The 21,244-nt window shown below is 72.6% G+C and carries 17 protein-coding genes; 9 read left to right on the top strand and 8 right to left on the bottom strand.

What is annotated here, in order from left to right:
- Window positions 1-3: 3 nt before the first annotated feature.
- Genes E7Z53_RS01295 through glyA form a run of 6 tightly spaced genes read right to left on the bottom strand, consistent with a single transcriptional unit; the run spans window position 4 to window position 7,818 of the window.
- Window positions 4-1,407 (bottom strand): L-serine ammonia-lyase, encoded by a 1,404-nt coding sequence (locus tag E7Z53_RS01295; protein ID WP_109268381.1) that lies wholly within the window; start codon window positions 1,405-1,407, stop codon window positions 4-6.
- Window positions 1,407-2,084, bottom strand: a complete 678-nt coding sequence (locus tag E7Z53_RS01290; RefSeq protein ID WP_035923481.1) for a sarcosine oxidase subunit gamma — start codon at window positions 2,082-2,084, stop codon at window positions 1,407-1,409. The genes E7Z53_RS01295 and E7Z53_RS01290 overlap by 1 nt, the downstream gene beginning before the upstream one ends.
- The gene (locus E7Z53_RS01285) at window positions 2,077-4,992 is read right to left on the bottom strand and encodes a sarcosine oxidase subunit alpha family protein (RefSeq protein ID WP_176336983.1); all 2,916 of its coding nucleotides are present in this window, start codon (window positions 4,990-4,992) and stop codon (window positions 2,077-2,079) included. Before E7Z53_RS01285 ends, E7Z53_RS01290 begins: the two co-directional genes overlap by 8 nt.
- Window positions 4,989-5,276, bottom strand: coding sequence for a sarcosine oxidase subunit delta (locus E7Z53_RS01280; protein WP_017833539.1), 288 nt, complete (start codon window positions 5,274-5,276; stop codon window positions 4,989-4,991). The genes E7Z53_RS01285 and E7Z53_RS01280 overlap by 4 nt, the downstream gene beginning before the upstream one ends.
- Window positions 5,277-5,290: 14 nt before the next feature.
- Window positions 5,291-6,508: a sarcosine oxidase subunit beta family protein gene (locus E7Z53_RS01275; RefSeq protein WP_109221426.1), complete on the bottom strand. Its 1,218-nt coding sequence runs from the start codon at window positions 6,506-6,508 to the stop codon at window positions 5,291-5,293.
- On the bottom strand, window positions 6,508-7,818 hold the full coding sequence (glyA, locus tag E7Z53_RS01270) for a serine hydroxymethyltransferase (protein ID WP_017833537.1): 1,311 nt from the start codon (window positions 7,816-7,818) through the stop codon (window positions 6,508-6,510). The genes E7Z53_RS01275 and glyA overlap by 1 nt, the downstream gene beginning before the upstream one ends.
- A 151-nt stretch (window positions 7,819-7,969) precedes the next feature.
- On the opposite strand from glyA, the gene E7Z53_RS01265 reads away from it, so the two are divergent.
- The 5 genes from E7Z53_RS01265 to E7Z53_RS01245 all read left to right on the top strand — a co-directional run bounded on the left by E7Z53_RS01265 (window position 7,970) and on the right by E7Z53_RS01245 (window position 13,808).
- A complete protein-coding gene (locus E7Z53_RS01265; RefSeq protein WP_017833536.1) occupies window positions 7,970-8,629 on the top strand; it encodes a GntR family transcriptional regulator in 660 nt (219 codons plus the stop codon).
- A gap of 272 nt (window positions 8,630-8,901) precedes the next feature.
- Window positions 8,902-10,161 carry a M24 family metallopeptidase gene (locus E7Z53_RS01260; protein WP_035923474.1) on the top strand — a complete coding sequence of 420 codons (1,260 nt, stop codon included), beginning with the start codon at window positions 8,902-8,904 and terminating at the stop codon, window positions 10,159-10,161.
- A 119-nt stretch (window positions 10,162-10,280) separates the two neighbouring features.
- Complete coding sequence (locus E7Z53_RS01255) at window positions 10,281-11,057, top strand: creatininase (RefSeq protein WP_126346647.1); 777 nt, start codon at window positions 10,281-10,283, stop codon at window positions 11,055-11,057.
- 7 nt (window positions 11,058-11,064) lie between these two features.
- Window positions 11,065-12,810 (top strand): BCCT family transporter, encoded by a 1,746-nt coding sequence (locus E7Z53_RS01250; protein WP_176336982.1) that lies wholly within the window; start codon window positions 11,065-11,067, stop codon window positions 12,808-12,810.
- Window positions 12,811-12,977: 167 nt separating this feature from the next.
- Window positions 12,978-13,808: an IclR family transcriptional regulator gene (locus E7Z53_RS01245; protein ID WP_144835746.1), complete on the top strand. Its 831-nt coding sequence runs from the start codon at window positions 12,978-12,980 to the stop codon at window positions 13,806-13,808.
- A gap of 12 nt (window positions 13,809-13,820) precedes the next feature.
- On the opposite strand, the gene E7Z53_RS01240 is transcribed toward E7Z53_RS01245, so the two are convergent.
- Both E7Z53_RS01240 and E7Z53_RS01235 read right to left on the bottom strand, forming a co-directional pair.
- A complete protein-coding gene (locus E7Z53_RS01240) occupies window positions 13,821-14,993 on the bottom strand; it encodes an acyl-CoA dehydrogenase family protein (RefSeq protein WP_035923467.1) in 1,173 nt (390 codons plus the stop codon).
- The gene (locus E7Z53_RS01235; protein ID WP_017833132.1) at window positions 14,990-15,664 is read right to left on the bottom strand and encodes a TetR/AcrR family transcriptional regulator; all 675 of its coding nucleotides are present in this window, start codon (window positions 15,662-15,664) and stop codon (window positions 14,990-14,992) included. Before E7Z53_RS01235 ends, E7Z53_RS01240 begins: the two co-directional genes overlap by 4 nt.
- A gap of 124 nt (window positions 15,665-15,788) precedes the next feature.
- Between E7Z53_RS01235 and E7Z53_RS01230 the strand changes: the two genes are divergently transcribed.
- The 4 genes from E7Z53_RS01230 to E7Z53_RS01215 are packed head-to-tail and all read left to right on the top strand — an operon-like array spanning window position 15,789 to window position 21,202.
- Window positions 15,789-17,396, top strand: coding sequence for a carboxyl transferase domain-containing protein (locus E7Z53_RS01230; RefSeq protein WP_035923465.1), 1,608 nt, complete (start codon window positions 15,789-15,791; stop codon window positions 17,394-17,396).
- Window positions 17,393-19,546 (top strand): ATP-binding protein, encoded by a 2,154-nt coding sequence (locus tag E7Z53_RS01225; RefSeq protein WP_176336981.1) that lies wholly within the window; start codon window positions 17,393-17,395, stop codon window positions 19,544-19,546. Before E7Z53_RS01230 ends, E7Z53_RS01225 begins: the two co-directional genes overlap by 4 nt.
- Complete coding sequence (locus E7Z53_RS01220; RefSeq protein ID WP_176336980.1) at window positions 19,543-20,703, top strand: acyl-CoA dehydrogenase family protein; 1,161 nt, start codon at window positions 19,543-19,545, stop codon at window positions 20,701-20,703. The genes E7Z53_RS01225 and E7Z53_RS01220 overlap by 4 nt, the downstream gene beginning before the upstream one ends.
- A gap of 10 nt (window positions 20,704-20,713) precedes the next feature.
- Window positions 20,714-21,202 carry a MaoC family dehydratase gene (locus E7Z53_RS01215; RefSeq protein ID WP_031282867.1) on the top strand — a complete coding sequence of 163 codons (489 nt, stop codon included), beginning with the start codon at window positions 20,714-20,716 and terminating at the stop codon, window positions 21,200-21,202.
- Window positions 21,203-21,244: the final 42 nt, after the last annotated feature.

The raw sequence follows: 21,244 nt of genomic DNA, 5'->3' as shown, positions 1-21,244 counted from the left end.
TGCTCAGCATTCGATGACGTTGACGGCCAGTCCACCACGGGAGGTCTCCTTGTACTTGATCTTCATGTCGTTGCCGGTCTCGCGCATGGTCTTGATGACCTGGTCGAGCGAGACCGTGTGCTCGCCGTCGCCCTGGAGGGCCAGGCGTGCGGCGTTGATGGCCTTGACGGAGGCGATCGCGTTGCGCTCGATGCACGGGATCTGCACGAGCCCGCCCACGGGGTCGCAGGTCAGCCCGAGGTTGTGCTCCATGCCGACCTCGGCGGCGTTCTCGACCTGCTCCGGCGTGCCGCCCAGCACCGCGCACAGGCCCGCGGCGGCCATGGAGCAGGCCGAGCCCACCTCGCCCTGGCAGCCCATCTCCGCGCCGGAGATGGAGGCGTTCTCCTTGATCAGGATGCCGACGGCCGCCGCCGTCAGCAGGAACTCCACCACGCCGTCCTCGTCCGCCCCGGCGACGAACCGGTCGTAGTAGTGCAGCACGGCGGGGATGATGCCCGCCGCCCCGTTGGTCGGGGCGGTGACGATCCGCCCGCCGGAGGCGTTCTCCTCGTTGACCGCCAGGGCGTAGAGGTTGATCCACTCCATGGCCTGCAGCGGATCGGACGCCGGCCGGACGGCACACGCGTCGGCGGCCGCCTCGGCCTCGCGCAGCCGCGCCCGCAGGCCCGGCGCCCGGCGGCGGACCTTCAGCCCGCCGGGCAGCCGGGCCTCCGTGCGCGTGCACCCGTTCTCCACGCACTCCTGCATGACGGCCCAGAGGCGCAGCAGGCTCGAGCGGAGCTGCTCCTCGCTGCGCCAGGACAGCTCGTTGGCGAGCATGATCCCGGCGATCGAGGTCCCCTCCCGCCGGCAGTGCTCCAGGAGCTGCCGGCCGGTGGTGAACGGGTACGGCACCTCCGTGGTGTCCTGGACGATGCGGTCCGCCCCGGACACGTCCCCGTCCACCACGAACCCGCCGCCCACCGAGTAGTAGGTCCGCTCCCGCACCGGCTCGCCGTCCGCCCCGAAGGCTGCGAACGTCATGCCGTTGGGGTGCGCGGGCAGCGACCTGCGCCGGTGCATGACGACGTCCTCGGCGCGGTCGAAGGGGATCGGCCGGACCCCCGCCAGGCACAGCTGCCCGCGCTCCGTGCTCGTCCGCACCTGGTCGTCCGCCGTGTCGGTGTCCACGGTCTCCGGATCCTCGCCCTGCAGCCCCAGGATCACGGCCTTGTCCGAGCCGTGCCCGTGACCGGTGGCGCCGAGCGAGCCGAACAGCTCGGCCCGGACCCTGGCGACTCCCTCGAGGAGACCGGCCCCGGCCAGCCCGTCCGCGAACAGCCGGGCGGCCCGCATGGGGCCCACCGTGTGGGACGAGGAGGGGCCGATGCCGACGGAGAACAGGTCCAGGGCGGACAGCGCCATCAGGGCACCTCGGGAGAGGCGAACTCCGTCATGCCGTCCAGCAGCCACCGGGCGGTGTACTCGGCGAAGGAGGCCCGCGGCATGATCCGCCACGTCAGCTCCTCCGTGCGCCACAGCAGCACCTGCACCGGGCCCAGGGTCGTGGCCACGGCGGTGCCGACCGCGAAGGCCCGCGGGTGCAGGTCCAGGTGGCAGCTCTTCTCGAGCACCGCGCGGGCCGAGGGCCCGGACAGCTCGAGGGTGGTGCGGTTGGCGGACAGGTCCACGGCCTGCCCGGGCTCGGTGCCCAGGGCCCCGGCCAGCCCGGCTGCGGTGCCGGCGTCGTCGGTGCCCGCCGCTCGGAGGTCGCTCCCCGCAGGGCCGATCTCCGCGGGCCCCACGCCCTCGGGGCCGACGAGCAGGAACTCGTCGGGCCCGATCCACAGGATCGCCGTGGCCCCGGCGGTGCCGGTGACCCGGCCGTGGCCGGTCGGCAGGGGCATCCCGGCCGCGGCGGCGACCGCCTCGGCGGCCGGAGTGCCGGGCGCCACCCGGATCCCGACCATGGTCAGGAACGGGATCTCGCGCAGGGCCACGCCCCGCTCGCCCGGCACGGTCTGCTCGTGCATCTGCTGCGCGAGGTGGGCGAGGGGACTGCGGCGCAGGGCGGTGGTGTCGGTCAGGAGCTGCTCAGCCATCACGGCGGTTCCCTTCGGGGTCGTAGAGCACGGGTTCTGCGATGACGACGTCCACGAGCCGCCCGTCGAGCGGGGCCTGGAGCGTCTCACCGATGCGGTTGCGGCCGTTCTCCACCAGGGCGAGCCCGAAGGTCCGGTCCAGGGCGGCGCTGCGGTAGCTGGAGGTGACGTGGCCGACCATGGGCACGGGGGCGACCTCCGGGGTGATGGGCGTGCCGTGGTCCACCAGCTGGGCGCCCTCCGGCAGCCGGAACGTCCGGTCCACCGGCAGGACCGCGACCAGCTGCTTGCGGTCCGGGCTGGTGGCGGACGGGCGGTCGTAGGAGCGCCTGCCGATGAAGTCCTTGGTCTTGGACACCACCCACTCCATCCCCAGGTCCTGCGGGGTGACCGTGCCGTCGGTGTCCTGGCCCACGATGGGGAAGGCCTTCTCCGCGCGCAGCACGTGCATGGTCTCGGTGCCGTAGGGGGTGATGCCGTACTCGGCGCCGGCCTCCGCGACGGACTCCCAGACCGACAGGCCGTACCAGGAGGAGACGTTGATCTCGAAGGCCAGCTCCCCGGAGAAGGAGATCCGGCAGATCCGTGCGGGCACCCCGGAGGCCAGGACGGTCTCGCGGAATGCCATGAACGGGAACGCCTCGTTGGACAGGTCCAGCTCGGGGGCGAGCTTCTCGACGACGGCCCGGGACTTCGGGCCCACGACGGCGACGGTGGTGTACTGCTCCGTGACCGAGGTGAAGGTGACGTCGAGCTCCGGCCACTCGGTCTGGGACCACTCCTCGAGCCAGTCCAGGACCTTGGCCGCGCCACCGGTGGTGGTGGTCATGAAGTACCGGTCCTCGTCCAGGCGCAGGGTCACGCCGTCGTCGAAGACCATCCCGTCGGGGGTGCACATGACCCCGTACCGGCCCATGCCGGGCTTGAGCTTCTTGAAGGCGTTGGTGTAGACGCGGTTGAGGAACTCCCCGGCGTCCTTGCCCCGGATCTCGATCTTGCCCAGGGTGGTGGCGTCCATGAACCCCACGGACCCGCGCACGGCCGCGCACTCGCGCAGCACCGCCGTGTCCATGTCCTCCCCGGCCTGCGGGTAGTACCAGGGCCGCTTCCACTGCCCGACGTCCTCGAACAGGGCCCCGTGGGCCACGTGCCAGGGGTGGACCGAGGTCAGCCGCGCCGGGTCGAACAGGTGGCCGAGCCGTCGTCCGGCCAGGGCCGTGAAGGCCACCGGGGTGTAGGGGGCGCGGTAGGTGGTGGTGCCGATCCCGCCGACGTCGGTGCTGTTCAGCGCCGCGGCGATGACGCCGATGGCGTTGACCCCGGAGGTCTTGCCCTGGTCGTTGGCGGTCGAGATGGAGGTGTAGCGCTTGACGTGCTCCACGGACCGCATGCCGGCGCCGGTGGAGCGCAGCACGTCCGCGACCGTCTGGTCGCGCTGGAAGTCGACGAAGTGGCGGCTCCAGCCGGCGGACGCGCCCTCGGGCCCGGGCACCAGCCACAGCGGGCGGACGGGCGAGGACTCGACGCTCTCCGCGTGCGGGGTCTCGGGCTGGGTCTCGAAGCCGGCCCGGCCGGCGGCCTCGGCCCCGGCGAGGGCCCCCTCGGTGAGGCACCACGCCAGGTCGGTGGTGCCGTTGACCGAGCCCGCGGTGTGCTGGTCCCGCACGGGGGCGCCCGGCACGAACGCCGCGAGGCGCTCGTCCCAGGTCAGCTTGCCCTGCCGCTGGCTGTGCAGGTGGACCACCGGGGTCCACCCGCCCGAGACGGCGAGCAGATCCGTGTCCACGGTGGTGGTGGGGCCGGTCAGCGCGCCGGAGCCGTCGATCCCGCCGATCGTCACGGCGCTGATCCGCCCGTGCTCGCCGTCGCCGGCGGTGTCCACCACGGCGCTGCCGGTGATCAGGCGAACCCCGGTGGCGGCGGCGATGTCGGCGGCCCGGCCGTGGAGATCCGGGCGGGAGTCGACCACGGCCGCGACACGGACCCCGGCGGCGGCGAGGTCGGCCACGAGGTCGTAGGCGGAGTCGTTCGTGGTGGCCACGACCACCGACGTGCCGGCGGCGACGGCGTAGCGGTTGAGGTAGGTGCGCACCGATCCGGCGAGCATGATGCCGGGGCGGTCGTTGTTGGCGAAGACGACCGGCCGCTCGTGCGCGCCGGTGGCGAGCACGATCTGCTGCGCCCGCACGTGCCAGATCCGCTCCCGCGACACGCCGGGACCCGGGGCCTCGGCGAGGTGGCCGGTGCGCCGCTGGACGGCGACGACGTAGTTGGCGTCGTAGTTGCCGAACGCCGTGGTGCGGTGCAGGACAGTGACCTCGGGCTCGGCCTCCAGGGCGGTGAGGGTGCGGGCGACCCAGTCGCGGGCGGGCAGGCCGTCGACGACGTCGTCGCGGCCCGACAGCAGGGAGCCTCCGGCCTCCGGCTGCTCGTCCATGAGGATGACCCGGGCCCCTGACTTCGCGGCCTCCCGGGCCGCGGCCAGCCCGGCGGGGCCGGCGCCGACGACGAGGACGTCGGTGTGCACGTGCTTGTGGTCGTAGACGGCCTCGTCCTTGCGGGGGTCGAGCTGTCCGAGACCGCGCAGGTAGGACGCCTGCAGACCGTCGGTCAGCTCGACCGTGGTGGCCGGGAGCATGGACTCGTCGACGTCGGCCTCCGTGCGCGCGGCGACCTTGACCAGCGCGTTGGGCTCCTCCACCCCGGCGGACACGATCCCGCGCGGACGGCCCAGGTACATCGAGTCGCCGCAGTGGATGCGCCCGGCGGCGAGCAGGGCCGAGGCCAGGGTGTCGCCGGCGTACCCGGTGTGCTCCTGCCCGTCGACGGTGAAGCGCACCGGCGTGGTGCGGTCGATGCTGCCGGGCGCACTCTGCTGCGCCGGCAGGCGGTGGGTCTGCGCGCTCACTTGACGCCTCCGATCTCGGGCTTGGGCTCGTCGATCCTGTAGACGGCCTTGATGTCGTAGGTCACGGTGTCGCGGACGACGTTGAACCAGCGGCGGCAGCCGACGGCGTGGGCCCACCGTTCCGCGATCAGACCCTTGGGGTTGTTGCGGTAGAAGAGGTACTCCGCCCACTCCTTGTCGGAGAGCCGGCTGGGGTCCTCGGGGTAGGGCACGTGCGCCTCCCCGCCGTACTGGTATTCGGTCTCGTCGCGCGGCCCGCAGTTGGGGCACTCGATCAGCAGCATGGTGTTCCGGCCTCCTAGTGGGCCACGGCGGCGGCGCCGTGCTCGTCGATGAGGACCCCGGTCTCGAACCGCTCCAGGGCGAAGGGCTCGTTGAGGGGGTGGGGCTCGTCGTGGGCGATGGTGTGGGCGAAGGAGTAGCCGGCGCCGGGGGTTCCCTTGAACCCGCCGGTCCCCCAGCCGCAGTTGACGTACATCTGGTCCACGGGCGTCTTGGAGACGATCGGGGAGGCGTCCAGGGTGACGTCGACGATGCCGCCCCACGTGCGCAGGACGTGGGCGCGGGCGAAGATCGGGAAGAGCTCCACCGCTGCCGCCATCTGCTCCTCGATGACGTGGAAGGCGCCGCGCTGGCCGTAGCCGTTGTAGGCGTCCACGCCGGCGCCCATGACCAGCTCGCCCTTGTGGGCCTGGGAGACGTAGACGTGCACGTGGTTGGACATCACCACGGTCGGGTGCACGGGCTCGTGCAGCTCCGAGACCAGGGCCTGCAGCGGGTGGGACTGGATCGGCAGCCGGAACCCGGCGAGCTCCGCCAGGACCGAGGAGTGCCCGGCCCCGCAGAGCCCGACCTTGCCGGCGTTGATCCGCCCGCGGGACGTCTCCACGGCCACCACCCGGTCGCCGTCCTTGACGAAGCCGGTGACCTCGCAGTTCTGGATGATGTCCACGCCCATCTCGTCGCACTTGCGGGCGAAGGCCCAGGCCACGTGGTCGTGCTTGGCGATGCCCGCGCGCGGCTGGTAGGTCGCCCCCATCACCGGGTAGCGGATGTCGTCCCCGATGTTGATGATCGGGCACAGCTCCTTGACCTGCTCCGGGCTGATCCACTCCGCGTCGATGCCGTTGAGCTTGTTCGCGTTGACCCGGCGCATCGACTCGCGGACGTCCCCCAGGGTGTGCGCCAGGTTCATCACGCCGCGCTGGGAGAACAGGAAGTCGTACTCCAGCTCCTCGGGCAGGATCTCCCAGAGCTTCAGGGAGTGCTCGTACATCGCCGCGGACTCGTCCCACAGGTAGTTGGAGCGGATGATCGTGGTGTTGCGGGCCATGTTCCCGCCGGCCAGCCAGCCCCGCTCCAGCACGGCGATGTTGGTCATGCCGTGGTTCTTGGCCAGGTAGTAGGCGGTCGCCAGCCCGTGTCCGCCGCCGCCGACGATCACGGCGTCGTAGGAGGACTTCGGGTCCGGGTTGCGCCACAGGAAGTCCGGGTGCTCCGGCAGCAGGTCGGCCATCAGAAGGCTCCGTTCAGGGCGGGGGCGGACAGGTTCGGGTAGAGCGGGAACCGCTCGGCCAGGGCGGTCACGCGATCGCGCAGCTGCTCGACGAGCTCGTCGGTCAGCTCCTGGATCAGCGCCTGAGCGATGATGTCGGCCACCTCCGTGAACTCCTCGGCCCCGAAGCCGCGGGTGGCCAGGGCCGGGGTGCCGATCCGCAGACCGGAGGAGACCATCGGCGGGCGGGGGTCGAAGGGCACGGCGTTGCGGTTGACCGTGATCCCGATGCGGTGCAGCCGGTCCTCGCCCTGCTGTCCGTCGAGCTCGGAGTTCCGCAGGTCCACCAGCACCAGGTGCACGTCGGTGCCGCCGCTGACCAGGTTGATCCCGGTGGCCATGACGTCCGGGGACAGCAGCCGGGTGGCCAGGATCTTCGCGCCCTCCAGGGTGCGCACCTGGCGGTCGGTGAACTCCTCGGCCGCGGCGTGCTTGAAGGCCACGGCCTTGGCGGCGATCACGTGCTCCAGGGGGCCGCCCTGCTGACCGGGGAAGACCGCGGAGTTGATCTTCTTCGCGTGCTCCTGCTTGCACAGGATCACCCCGCCGCGCGGGCCGCCGAGCGTCTTGTGCGTCGTGGAGGTCACCACGTCGGCGTGGGGCACCGGGTTGGGGTGCAGCCCGGCGGCGACGAGCCCGGCGAAGTGCGCCATGTCGACCATCAGGTACGCCCCGACCTCGTCGGCGATCGCGCGGAACGCGGCGAAGTCCAGCTGCCTCGTGTAGGCGGACCAGCCGGCGATGATGAGCTGCGGGCGGTGCTCGCGGGCGAGCCGGGCGACCTCGTCCATGTCGACCCGGTGGTCGTCCTCGGAGACCCCGTAGGCGGCGACCTGGTAGAGCTTGCCGGAGAAGTTGAGCTTCATCCCGTGCGTCAGGTGCCCGCCGTGGGCGAGGTCCAGACCCAGGATGGTGTCGCCGGGCTGGAGCAGCGCGGACATGGCCGCGGCGTTGGCCTGCGCCCCGGAGTGCGGCTGGACGTTGGCGTGCTCGGCGCCGAACAGGGCCTTGAGGCGGTCGATCGCCAGCTGCTCGATCACGTCCACGTGCTCGCAGCCGCCGTAGTAGCGCCGGCCGGGGTAGCCCTCGGCGTACTTGTTCGTGAGCACCGAGCCCTGGGCCTCCATGACCGCCGAGGGCGCGAAGTTCTCGGAGGCGATCATCTCCAGCGTGGACTGCTGGCGCCGCAGCTCGGCGTCGACGGCCGCGGCGACCTCGGGGTCGCTCTCGGCCAGCGGCTGGTACAGGGAGTGGTCCTCGTGCACGGTCATGTGCCCTCCTGGGAAGTTTTCTGTGTGCAACTGATATATCAGTTGTTCAGGCCTAGTATGTGACGAGGGGCACGGCGGGTCAAGCATGACGTCCCGCCCCGTCGTCATCCGGCGCTCGGGCCCCGTCACACACGCCGCAGGAAGGGCCCGCATGCTGCAGCACACCGACGAGACCGCGGCGGGCGGCCGGTCCCTGGCCGACCAGGCCTTCCTCCGGCTGCAGGACCGGTTGATCCTGCTCGACATCCCGCCCGGAAGCCCGCTCAACGAGGCCCGCCTGAGCGAGGACCTGGGCGTGGGGCGCACTCCGCTGCGCGAGGCGCTCAAACGGCTGGAGTCGGAGCACCTCGTGGTGACCTATCCGCGCCGGGGGACGTTCGCGACCACGGTGGACATCACGGCCCTGTCCGAGATCTCCCAGGTGCGCGAGGTGCTGGAGCCGCTGGCGGCCCGTCTGGCCGCCGCGCGGCGCGGGGGTGCCGCCCGCGAACGGCTGGAGCGGCTGCGGGAGCAGCTCGAGGAGCCGGCCGCCGAGGACCGCGAGGACACCCTCCGCTGGGACGTGGCCATCCATCGGGCCGTGTACGCCGCCGCCGGCAACGCGCACCTGGAGACGACCCTGACGCGCTACGGCAACCTCGCCACCCGCATCTGGTGCGTGGCCGCCGACCGGATCCCGCAGCTGCAGGAGCACATCTCCGTGCACACGGCCCTGCTCACCGCGGTGCTGGAGGGCAGGGGTGACGAGGCCGCCACGATCATGCTCGAGCACATCCGCGACTTCGAGGAGCAGGTGCGGCGGGTCCTCTGAGCGGCCAATTGTTGCGCTGATCACAACTTCGATGCGTCGCCGCCGCACCACGGGCGGCTGAATGTCTCCCTGTGTGACCGGGTTTAACCTCGCAGTAACACGAATTAACGTCACGGCCATTGACGGTGAGCTGGATCACTCCCTACATTGAGGCAACGCTGTTGCATTGACAGCAACGCACTTGCGCCAAGAGGCACTCCTCTTCCCCGGCTCCCAGGCCGTTCGGCACGGATCCGCTCCGTGCCACCAGGAGCACCCACGAAAGGACGACCATGACCACCTCGCCCATCACCGCCCCCGCTGCCTCCGTCGCCGAGCTCGAGCGTCTGAAGACCCTGCACAACGGGCAGAAGGAGCAGCTGACCTTCTCCGACGCCGAGTTCGAGCGCCGGCTGGACGGCCTGCGGCGGATCATGGCGGAGCAGCAGCTCGACGCCGTCATCCTCACCAGCTACCACGGCATCAAGTACTACTCGGACTTCCTCTACACCACGTTCGGGCGCAACTACGCCCTCGTCGTCACCGCCGAGGACTCCGTCACGGTCACCGCCAACATCGACGCCGGCATGCCGTGGCGCACCAGCTACGGCGACAACATCGTCTACACCGACTGGCGGCGCGACAACTTCTACTACGGCCTCCAGGAGGCCCTGCGCCGGCGCGGTGTGCAGGCCCGGCGGATCGGCGTCGAGGACGACGCCCTGCCGCTTCTGACCCGCCGGCGCATCCAGGCCGCCTTCGAAGGCGCGGAGCTCACCGACGTCTCCCAGGACGCCATGCGCCAGCGCATGATCAAGTCCGCCGAGGAGATCGAGGTCATCAAGCACGGCGCGCGCATCGGCGACCTCGGCGGCGAGGCCATCCGCGCGGCGATCCGCGAGGGCATCACCGAGTACGAGGTCGCGCTCATCGGCACCGAGGCGATGGTCCACGAGATCGCCCGCACCTTCCCGCACCGCGAGGTCCGCGACACCTGGGTGTGGTTCCAGTCCGGGATCAACACCGACGGCGCCCACAACTGGGCCACCACCCGCAAGCTGCAGCGCGGAGACATCCTGTCCCTGAACTGCTTCCCGATGACGTCGGGCTACTACACCGCCCTGGAGCGCACCCTGTTCCTCGGCGAGCCGGACGCCCGCTCGCGCGAGCTGTGGGAGATCAACGTCGAGGTCCACGAGCGCGGCCTCGAGCTGATCAAGCCGGGCGCGGTGTGCAAGGACATCGCCGCGGAGCTCAACGAGATCTTCATCTCCCACGGCCTGCTCGCCAACCGCACCTTCGGCTACGGCCACTCCTTCGGCGTGCTCAGCCACTACTACGGCCGCGAGGCCGGCCTGGAGCTGCGCGAGGACATCGACACCGTGCTGGAGCCGGGCATGGTCGTGTCCATGGAGCCGATGATCACGGTCCCGGAGGGCGAGCCGGGCGCCGGGGGCTACCGCGAGCACGACATCCTCGTCGTCGGCGAGGACGGCGCGGAGAACATCACCAAGTTCCCGTACGGCCCCGAGCACAACATCGTGTCCGCCTAGGCGCGGAACGACGACGACGGCGGCGGCGCCCCGGTGCGCCGCCGCCGTCCTCCCCGGCAGCTCCTCTGCCGCAGCCGCACCCCGCGGCACCGCCACATCCACTGCACGGAAGGACCACGGTGGTCACCACCCGTTCGCTCGAAGACCTCGACGCCCACAGCTACCAGGAGTACGTGGCCACCGGTCAGGGGCTGGTGCTCATCCCCACCGGGGCCACGGAGCAGCACGGGCCGCACATGCCGCTGGGCGTGGACGCCATGCTCTCCCGCGCCATCTCCCTGGCTGCGGCGGAGGACCTCGACGCCCTGGTGGCGCCGGCCTTCTGCTACGGCTACAAGTCCCAGCCCCGCTCCGGGGGCGGCAACCACCGCGCCGGCACCACCAGTCTCTCGGCCCAGGCCCTCATCGCACAGACGAAGGACGTGGTCCTGGAGTTCTTCCGCCACGGCGTCCGCCGGATCGCGGTGGTCAACGGCCACTTCGAGAACTACCAGTTCCTCTACGAAGGACTCGACCTCGCGGTGCGCGAGGCCCGGGCCGGCGGCCTCGACGACAGCCGGGCCCTGCTGCTCTCGTACTGGGACTTCGTCGACGAGCAGACCCTGGCGGCCGTCTTCCCCGACGGCTTCCTCGGCTGGGACATCGAGCACGGAGGCGTCCTCGAGACCTCGCTGATGCTCCACCTGCACCCCGAGAAGGTCGACATGTCCCGGGCCCCCGACCATCCCCCCGCTGACCTGGCCCCCTACGACGTTTTCCCCGAGGACCCCGCTCGCACCCCGAGCTCCGGGTGCCTCTCCTCTCCAGCAGGCGCGACCGCCCAGCGCGGCGAACTGCTGCTCTCCACCGTCCGCACCGGCATCGTCCGGGCGGTCACCAGCGAGTTCGGGAAGTGAGAAACACATGAAGAAGTCACACGCCTCCGCGGCGGCCGCCACCGAGGCCGTGACCGTGCCGCGGTTCCGGGGGCGGCACCTGCCGGCCCTGGACCGGCTCGTCATCACGGTCCTCCCGCCCCTGCTCATCATCGCCGTGCTGGTGGTGGTGACCATGGACCCGGGCGGCGCCGCCGAGGCCATCTCCACGGCGCGCACCTTCGTGACCGGGAACTTCACGTGGCTGTTCATCCTGTACTCGCTCGTGGCGGTCGCCGTGTGCGTGTGGCTGGTCGTCAGCCGCGTCGGCTCGATCCGCCTCGGCGGCCCGGAGGCCCGCCCGGAGCACGGCAAGTTCGCCTGGTACTCGATGCTCTTCGCCTGCGGACAGGGCATCGGCCTCATCTTCTGGTCGGTCGCCGAGCCCATCCTGCTCCGGGACGACAACCCCGTCGTGCCCGCGGGACAGGACGGCGCGGCCGAGGGCGCCATGGTGTGGTCCTACTTCCACTGGGGCCTGACGGCCTGGGCCATGTACTGCGTGGTGGCCGTCTGCCTCGCCTACTCCCACCACAACCTCGGCAAGACCCTCACCTTCCGCGAGGCCACGGTCGACATCCTGCCGAAGTGGTCGCAGCGCGGGGCCGGCGTGGTCGTGGAGCTGCTGGCCATCATCGCCACCGTCCTGGGCCTGGCCACGTCCTTCGGCTTCGCCGCCATGCAGTTCAGCTCGGGACTCGCGTCCTTCACGGGGCTCTCGCCGAGCTCGGGCGTCTGGCTGCTGGTGATCCTGGGCCTGGGCGGGCTCACCGCCGTCTCCGCGTTCTTCGGCATCAACAAGGGCATGAAGCGGATCAGCGAGCTCAACTCGGTGCTGAGCATCGTGCTGCTCGTGGCCGTGTTCGTCTTCGGCCCCACGATCTTCCTCATCTCCAACATCACGCAGACCTTCGGCTCCTTCTTCACCAACTTCCTGCCGATGAGCTTCTGGACCGACGCGGGGACCGCGGGCCAGGACATCGCCACCTGGCAGGACAGCTGGAACGGCTGGTGGACCGTGTTCATCTGGTGCTGGGTCATCGCCTTCAGCCCGTTCGTCGCCGGCTTCATCGCCCGCATCTCCCGGGGGCGCACCATCCGTGAGTTCGTCATCGGCGTCACGGTGGTCCCCTCCCTGATCGTGATGGCGTGGATCGGCGTGATCGGCTCGGCGGCGCTGCACTATGACGACCGCAGCGACCGCGGCATCTCCGCGGCGGTCGCGGCGGACACGTCCAGCGGACTGTTCGTCATGCTGGAGTCCGTGCCCGTCGTCGGCTCGCTGCTGCTCGTGGTCGCCACCGTGCTCGTCGCCACCTACTACGTCACCTCCCTGGACTCCGGCGCCCACGCCCTGGCCGAGTTCGTCTCCGCGCCGCGGAGGGCCGGGCCCCTCTTCCGCGTGGTGCTCGTGGCCAGCATCGCCGCCGTGGCGGTCACGCTGCTCACGCTCGGCGGCACCGCGGTGGTGGACACGGTGCAGACCGGCACCATCATCGGGGCCTTCCCGTTCTCCTTCGTCATCCTGTTGATGATCGCGAACCTGGTCCGGCGGCTGCTCACCCGCACCCCGGAGACCGAGCGCCTGGAGCGCGAGGTCAACGACCCCTCGCCGGACGCGCCCGGCGGCGGGGACGCCACGGTGGTGGAGCGGGCGGTGCCGCGGCCCCCGGCCCGGCCGGCCGCGGTGCCCGCCGGGCGGGAGCCGGTCCCGGACGCGCTCGCGCGGCCGTGATCCCCGCCCGCGGGACGGTGGCCCTGACCGCGGTCGCGGCGTGGCCACCGTCCCCCGGCGCGAGCGCCGCGCACGGCCTCCGGGCGGCGGGGCCGCGACACACGGCCCCGCCGCCGGGACGGCCGTGCACGGCGGACCCGCCCCCGTGCAGGAGAATGGAGAGTCCTATGACTGAATCACCGGCCAGCGCCTCCTCGAGCGAAGCCCGCGCGGCGTCCGTCGTCTCCCACGCCCTGCGGGTGCTGCGGTGCTTCTCCGCGGCCGAGCCCACGCTCGGGGTGACCGAGATCGCGGCGCGCGTGGGTCTGCACAAGAGCACCGTCTCCCGGCTCCTGACCACCCTGGAGCGGGAGGACGTGGTGGAGCGGGACCCGCAGACGCGGCGCTACCGCCTGGGGCTCGGCCTGATCTCCGTGGCCGGCCCGCTGCTCGCGGAAATGGACGAGCGGCGGGTGGCGTACCCCGTGCTGCTCGAGCTGACCGAGCAGACCCAGGAGACCAGCGCGCTGCTGGTCTGGAACGGCGACCAGGCCGTGTGCGTGGAGCAGATCCCCAGCCCGCGGCAGATCAAGCACACCACCCCGCTGGGCACCCGGTACGACACGGCCCTGAGCGCCTCGGTGCAGATCTTCCTCGCCGAGCAGCCGCCGGAGCGGGTCCGGGCGCTGCTGCTGTCCGGGATCGTCGAGCTGCCCGATCCCACCGAGGCGGGCATCGAGCTCTACCTGGAGTCCCTGCGGCAGGTCGCCGAGGACGGGGTGGCCCTCAACTACGGCAAGACCTCCGTGGAGGAGGTCGGGGTCGCCGCCGCCGTCCGCGACCACCGGGACCAGCTGGTCGCGGCCGTCATGGTCGCCGCGCCCCGCTACCGGGTCACGCCGGAACAGGCCGAGCTGCTCGCGTCCGCCGCCGTGGCGGCGGCGGGGGAGGTGTCCCAGCGGCTCGGCGCGGCACCGGCGGCCCGCCGGACCGGGCGGGCGTCCCTGGAGGTGCGCTGACCGGGGCGCTCCTCACGCCTCGTCGGCCACGGCCCGCCCGATGGTCTCCCGCAGGATCTCGCTGGTGCCCCCGAAGATCGTCAGCAGCCGGGACGCGAGATAGGCCTGCGCCACCGGGTAGTCGAGGATGTACCCGTAGCCGCCGTGCAGCTGGAGGCACCGGTCGGTGACGGACCGCGCCCGCTCACCGGCCCAGTACTTGGCCTTGGACGCACCCACCACGTCGAGGGTCCCCGCGTTGAACGCGTGCACCGCCCGCTGCACGTAGGCCTCGACGACCTCCACCTCGACCGTCAGCTCCGCGAGCTCGAACCGGGTGTGCTGGAAGTCCAGCACCCGGGAGCCGAAGGCCGTGCGCTCGCCGGTGTACCGGAGGGTGTCCGCCAGGGTCGAGCGGGCGACGGCGCTCGCGGCCACGGCCACCGCCAGCCGCCCCTGCGGCAGCACCTGCTGGATCTGCCGCAGCCCGCCGCCCTCGGCGCCGACGAGGTTCACCGCCGGGACCCGGACGTCCTCGAAGAACAGCTCGGCGGTGTCCGAGGCCCTGACCCCCATCTTGTCGAGCTGCTTGCCCGTCCCGTAGCCGGGGGAGTCCGCCTTGTGCACCAGGAACAGGCTGAGGGCGTCCTCCCCGGCGCGCCCGGTCTCCCCGTCCGTGCGCGCCAGGACGAGGGCGGCGTCCCCGCTGATCCCGTTGCCGATGAACGTCTTCTGACCGGTGAGCACCCACTCCTCGCCGTCGCGCACGGCCCGGGTGCGCACCCCGCGCAGGTCGGAGCCCGCGCCCGGCTCGGTCCAGGCCACGGAGGTGACGAGCTCCCCCGTGAGCATGCGCGGCAGCCACCGCCGCTTCTGCTCGTCGGTGCCGTGGGCGAGCAGGTGGGGCAGCACCCAGTCGTCGTGCAGGTGCAGGGCCAGGGCCACGCCGAGGGCGCCCTGGCGGACCAGCTCCTCGTCGAGCACGGCGCGGAACCGGTAGTCCGTCAGGCCCATGCCGCCGAACTCCTCGGGCACGGCGAGGCCGAGCAGGCCGGCCCCGCCGGCGGCCGTCCACAGGCTGCGGGGCATCATGTGCTGGGCGTCCCACGCGGCGTAGTGCGGGGCCACCTCGCGGGTCGTGAACTCGCGGGCCACCTCGCGGAACTCCTCGTGCTCCTCCTCGTAGAACGCCGGGGTCTCGGTCACGGGGTGCCTCCTGTGCTGGTGGGGGTCGGGGCGAACGCGGTGCGCAGCGCGGCCCAGGTCATCTCCTCGAGGGCGGCCCGGGCCGCGTCGAGCCGCCCCGCGTCCTGCGGGGCGCGCAGCCGGTGGGCCGTCCGCAGGGAGTGGGGGGTCGAGTTGATGAGCCCGAAGGCGGCCTGGGCGCGCAGGGTGAGCTCCGCGACGTCGCGCGCCGGGGCCAGCTCCTGCAGGGCGTCCACCCACAGCGTCACGTAGCCGCGCTGCAGGACGCGGACCGCGCGGCGGTCCTCCTCGGTCAGGTTCGGCAGCTCCCGGTCCTGCACCACGATCACGGCGGGACGGTGCAGCGCGAACTCCACCTGGAAGGAGATCAGCGCCCGCAGCCGCCGGGCCGGATCGGGGGAGCGGGCCACCACCTCGCGGCCCCGGTCGAGCAGGTCGTGGCTGACCTCGAGCAGGATCGCGCCCAGGACCGCCTGCTTGCGCGGGAAGTGCCGGTAGACCGCGGGCCCGCTGACCCCCGCGGCGGCGCCGATGTCGTCGATCGAGACGCCGGCGAAGCCGCGCTCGGCGAAGAGCGTGGCGGAGGCGGCCAGGAGGTCCTGGCGCCGCCGGGCCTTGGCCTGCCCGCGCACGGTGGTGGGCGGGCCGGGGCCGCGCTGGGTCTGGGTCACGGGTCCTGCTCTCGGGGTCGGATTCCTGGACATTCTAGTGAGCCACCACTAACCTGAACCCCAAGTTAGTCGTGATTAACCGAAATGGCATCCCCGGACGGCCGGCCCGGAGCGGAGGGAACCCATGCGCGTGCTGAGCACCCAGGTCGATCCGGGCGGCGCGGAGTTCGCCGCCAACGCGGCCGCCCAGCAGGGGCTCGCCGAGGAGCTGACCCGGCGCCTGGAGCGGGCGGCGCAGGGCGGGCCCGAGGCCTCCCGGCGGCGGCACGTGGCGCGCGGCAAGCTGCTGCCGCGCGAGCGGGTGGATCACCTGCTGGACGAGGGCAGCCCGTTCCTGGAGCTCGGCGCCCTGGCCGCGGAGGGGATGTACGACGACGAGTGCCCGGGGGCCGGCCTGATCGCCGGGATCGGCCTGGTCCACGGCCGGCAGGTGATGGTCGTGTGCAACGACGCCACGGTCAAGGGCGGCACCTACTACCCCGTGACGGTCAAGAAGCACCTGCGCGCCCAGGAGATCGCCCTGGAGAACCGGCTGCCCTGCGTCTACCTCGTCGACTCGGGCGGGGCGTACCTGCCGCTGCAGGACGAGGTCTTCCCGGACCGGGAGCACTTCGGGCGGATCTTCTTCAACCAGGCCCACCTCTCGGCGGCGGGCATCGCGCAGATCGCGGCCGTGCTCGGCTCCTGCACCGCTGGCGGGGCCTACGTCCCGGCGATGAGCGACGAGACCGTCATCGTGCGCGGGCAGGGCACGATCTTCCTGGGCGGCCCGCCGCTGGTGAAGGCCGCCACCGGCGAGGAGGTCACCGCCGAGGAGCTCGGCGGCGGAGAGCTGCACGCCCGGACGTCCGGGGTGGTCGACCACCTCGCCGAGAACGACGCCCACGCCCTGCAGATCGTCCGGGACATCGTGGCGACCCTGCCGCCGCCGGGCCCGCGGGCCTGGCCGGTGAGGGAGCCCGCGCCCCCGGCCGTGGCCGAGGACGAGCTCCCCGGGGCGGTGCCGGTCGACCCCAACTCCGGCTACGACGTGCACGAGGTCATCGCCCGGCTCGTGGACGGCAGCCGCTTCGCCGAGTTCAAGGCCGAGTACGGCACCACGCTGGTCACCGGCTTCGCCCACGTCCACGGCCACCCGGTGGGCATCGTGGCCAACAACGGGGTGCTCTTCGCGGAGTCGGCGCTGAAGGGCGCCCACTTCGTCGAGCTGTGCGACCAGCGCGGGATCCCCCTGCTGTTCCTGCAGAACATCACCGGCTTCATGGTGGGCCGCGACTACGAGGCCGGCGGCATCGCCAAGCACGGCGCCAAGATGGTCACGGCCGTGGCCACCACCCGGGTGCCCAAGCTCACCGTGGTGATCGGCGGCTCCTTCGGGGCCGGCAACTACTCCATGTGCGGGCGGGCCTACTCCCCGCGCTTCCTGTTCCTCTGGCCCCAGGCGCGGATCTCGGTGATGGGCGGGGCCCAGGCCGCCTCGGTGCTGGCCACCGTGAAGGCCGACCAGCTGGCCGCCCGCGGGCAGGAGTGGGACCCGGCCGAGCGCGAGGCGTTCATGGCGCCCGTCCGGGCCCGGTACGAGGCCCAGGGCAGCCCCTGGTACTCCACCGCCCGGCTCTGGGACGACGGCGTGATCGCCCCCACCGACACCCGGGAGGTGCTCGGGCTGGCCCTCGAGGTCTGCTCCCGGACCCCGCTGCCCGAGCCGGCCTTCGGCCTCTTCAGGATGTGATCCCCGTGACCGCCGGCACGCCGCCGCGCCGCTTCGACGTCGTCCTCGTGGCCAACCGCGGGGAGATCGCCCGCCGGGTCCTGCGCACGCTCCGGGCGCTGGGGATCCGCTCGGTCGCGGTCTACAGCGAGGCCGACCGGGACGCGGTGCACGTGCGGGAGGCCGACACAGCCGTGTGCGTGGGCCCGGCGGCCCCGGCCGAGAGCTATCTGCGCATCGACGCCGTGATCGGGGCGGCGCGGGCCACCGGCGCGCAGGCGATCCACCCCGGCTACGGGTTCCTGTCCGAGAACGCCGCCTTCGCCCGGGCGTGCGCGGACGCGGGGATCGTGTTCATCGGCCCCGGCGTGGAGGCCCTCGAGACGATGGGCGACAAGATCCGCGCCAAGCGGCACGTGTCCGCCGCCGGGGTGCCCACGGTCCCCGGGGTCTCCGAGCCCGGTCTCGACGACGACGCCCTGGCGGCCGCGGCCGCCGGGATGACGTACCCGATCCTGATCAAGCCCTCTGCCGGGGGCGGCGGCAAGGGCATGCACGTGGTGGCGGCCCCGGGCGAGCTGCCGGAGGCCCTGGCCACGGCCCGCCGGGTGGCCGCGGCGGCCTTCGGCGACGACACCCTGCTCCTCGAGCAGCTCGTCGAGTCCCCCCGGCACATCGAGGTGCAGGTCCTCGCCGACGCCCACGGGGCCGTGGTCCACCTGGGGGAGCGGGAGTGCTCCCTGCAGCGGCGGCACCAGAAGGTCATCGAGGAGGCGCCCTCGCCGCTGCTGGACCCCGCCACCCGGGAGCGGATCGGGCAGGCCGCCTGCCGGGTGGCCCGCTCCGTGGGCTACACCGGTGCGGGCACCGTGGAGTTCCTGGTGCCCGCAGCGCAGCCCGGCACCTTCTACTTCATGGAGATGAACACCCGCCTGCAGGTGGAGCACCCCGTCACCGAGCTGGTCACCGGCACGGACCTCGTGGCGCAGCAGATCCGCGTCGCCGCGGGGGAGCCGCTGGACCTGGCGCAGGAGGACGTGGTGCTCACCGGCCACGCGGTCGAGGCCCGGCTCTACGCCGAGGACCCCGCCCGCGGCTTCCTGCCCACCGCCGGCACCGTGCTCGCCCTGGAGGAGGCCTCCGGCCCGGGGATCCGCGTGGACTCCGCGCTGGCACCGGGGCTGACCGTGGGCTCGGACTACGACCCGCTGCTCGCCAAGGTCGTCGCCTGGGGCGCCGACCGGGTCCAGGCCCTCGACCGGCTCGACCTGGCCCTGGCGGACACCGTGGTGCTCGGGGTGGGCACCAACACCGAGTACCTGCGCGCTCTGCTGGCCGATCCCGGGGTGCGCGCCGGGGTCATGGACACGACCCTCATCGAGCGGCGCCTGCCGGAGCTGGAGTTCACGGCACCCGACGAGAGCCACTTCGCCGCCGCGGCCGCCCACCTCGCCCGGCACCGGCCCGCCGACCCGCGCCCCGCCGGGGACACGGGCCCCTGGTCCCGCCCGGACGGCTGGCGGGCCGCCGGCCGCGCCCGGCCCGCGGTGGTGCTGGCCCACGGGCTCGAGGAGCCCCGGCGGACCGCCGTGAACCCCGCCGTGCGCCTGACCCCGCTGCCGGGCCGCCCGGCCGCGCACCTGCTCGAGAGTGGCGGGACGGCCCGGGTGGTCCACGTGGCCGCGGGCGCGGACAGCGTCTGGGTGGGCGAGGGCGGCTGCGCCTACGAGCTCCGGGTGCTGACCCGCGAGGCCCGGCTCGAGCGGTCGCTGGCCGCCCTCGAGCGCACGGCCGGGCCCGCCGCCCCGGAGCTGCACTCGCCCATGCCCGGCACCGTGGTCGCCGTCCCGGCCGCCACCGGGGACCGGGTCGCCGAGGGGCAGACCGTGGTGGTGGTCGAGGCCATGAAGATGGAGCACCGCCTGACCGCCCCCACCGCCGGCACCGCCGAGCTCTCCGTGCGGGCCGGTGACCGCGTGGTACTGCACCAGCTGCTCGCCCGCGTGGTCCCCGACGTCGTCCCCGAGGGCGTGCCCGCACCGGTCCCCGGGGACGCCCGCGACGACGTGCCGGACGGCGCTCCCGCCGGGACGCCCGGCGGCGCCCCGGAGGACCCCGGCACCCGCCCGCAGACCGACCCCCGTCCGACCGACCAGGAGCGCACCCCATGAACTTCGAGCTCGACGAGGAGTACCAGGACCTCTCCGACACCGTCCGCGACTTCGCCGACGAGGTGATCGCCCCGGTCTCCGCGCGGTACGACGCCGCGCACGAGTTCCCCTACGACATCGTGGCGCAGATGGGGGAGATGGGCCTGTTCGGCCTGCCCTTCCCCGAGGAGTACGGGGGGATGGGCGGGGACTACTTCGCCCTGTGCCTGGCGCTGGAGCAGATCGCCCGCGTCGACCAGTCCGTGGCCATCACCCTCGAGGCCGGGGTGTCGCTGGGCGCCATGCCCATCCACCGCTTCGGCACCGAGGAGCAGAAGCAGCGGTGGCTCCCCGATCTCGCCGCGGGCCGGGCGCTCGCCGGGTTCGGGCTCACCGAGCCGGAGGCCGGCTCGGACGCCGGCGGGACCCGCACCACTGCGAAGCGGGAGGACGGGCAGTGGGTGATCGACGGCGCCAAGGAGTTCATCACCAACTCCGGCACGGCGATCACCCGCCTGGTGAACGTCACCGCGGTCACCGGCACCACGGAGCTGCCGGACGGGCGGGTGCGCAAGGAGATCTCCACGATCATCGTCCCCACGGACACCCCCGGCTTCTGCGCCGAGCAGGCCTACGACAAGGTCGGCTGGAACGCCTCGGACACCCACCCGCTGTCCCTCCAGGACGTCCGCGTCCCCGAGGAGAACCTGCTGGGGGAGGAGGGCCGCGGCTACGCCAACTTCCTGTCCATCCTCGACGAGGGCCGCATCGCCATCGCGGCCCTGGCCACGGGCGCGGCCCAGGGCTGCGTCGAGGAGTCCGTGCGCTACGCGCGGGAGCGGCAGTCCTTCGGCCGTCCCATCGGGGACAACCAGGCCGTCTCCTTCAAGATCGCCCGGATGCAGGCCCGCGCCCACACCGCCCGGCTGGCCTACTACGACGCCGCGTCCCGGATGCTCGCCGGGCGGCCGTTCAAGACGCAGGCCGCGATCGCCAAGCTCGTGGCCGGGGAGGCCGCGATGGACAACGCCCGGGACGCCACCCAGGTCTTCGGCGGCTACGGGTTCATCAACGAGTTCCGGGTGGCCCGCCACTACCGGGACGCCAAGATCCTCGAGGTCGGCGAGGGCACCACCGAGGTGCAGCTCATGCTCATCGCCCGCGAGCTCGGACTCTGAGGGGGCCGCCGTGACCGAGGAGCGCCGGGTGGTCCGCCAGCGCGGGCTGTGGTTCGAGGAGTTCGAGGTCGGCACTGTCTACGAGCACGCCCCGGGCCGGACCGTGACCGAGGCGGACAACGTGCTGTTCACGACCCTCACCATGAACACCCAGTCCCTGCACCTGGACGCCGCGTGGTCCGGGCGCCAGCCCTTCGGCCGGCGGCTCGTGAACTCCATGTTCACCCTCTCGACCATCGTGGGGGCGTCCGTGGCCCAGCTGACCCAGGGCACCATCGTGGCGAACCTGGGCTTCGAGGAGGTCGCCTTCCCGCACCCGCTCTTCCACGGGGACACCCTGTACTCGTCCTCCGAGGTCCTCGGCGCCCGCCCCTCGGCCTCCCGGCCCGGGCAGGGCATCGTCCGCGTGAAGCACGTGGGCCGCAACCAGGAGGGGGTCGTGGTGGCCGAGTGCACCCGCTCGGTGCTCGTGTGGTCCCGCGATGCCGCCCCGCAGTGACAGCGCACCGTGAAGCCCCACCGCGACACCCCGCCGCGACCC

It is taken from the genome of Kocuria salina (genome assembly GCF_013368965.1).
Taxonomy (GTDB): Bacteria; Actinomycetota; Actinomycetes; order Actinomycetales; family Micrococcaceae; genus Kocuria; species Kocuria rosea.
This window is presented reverse-complemented; position numbering and strand designations above follow the sequence as displayed.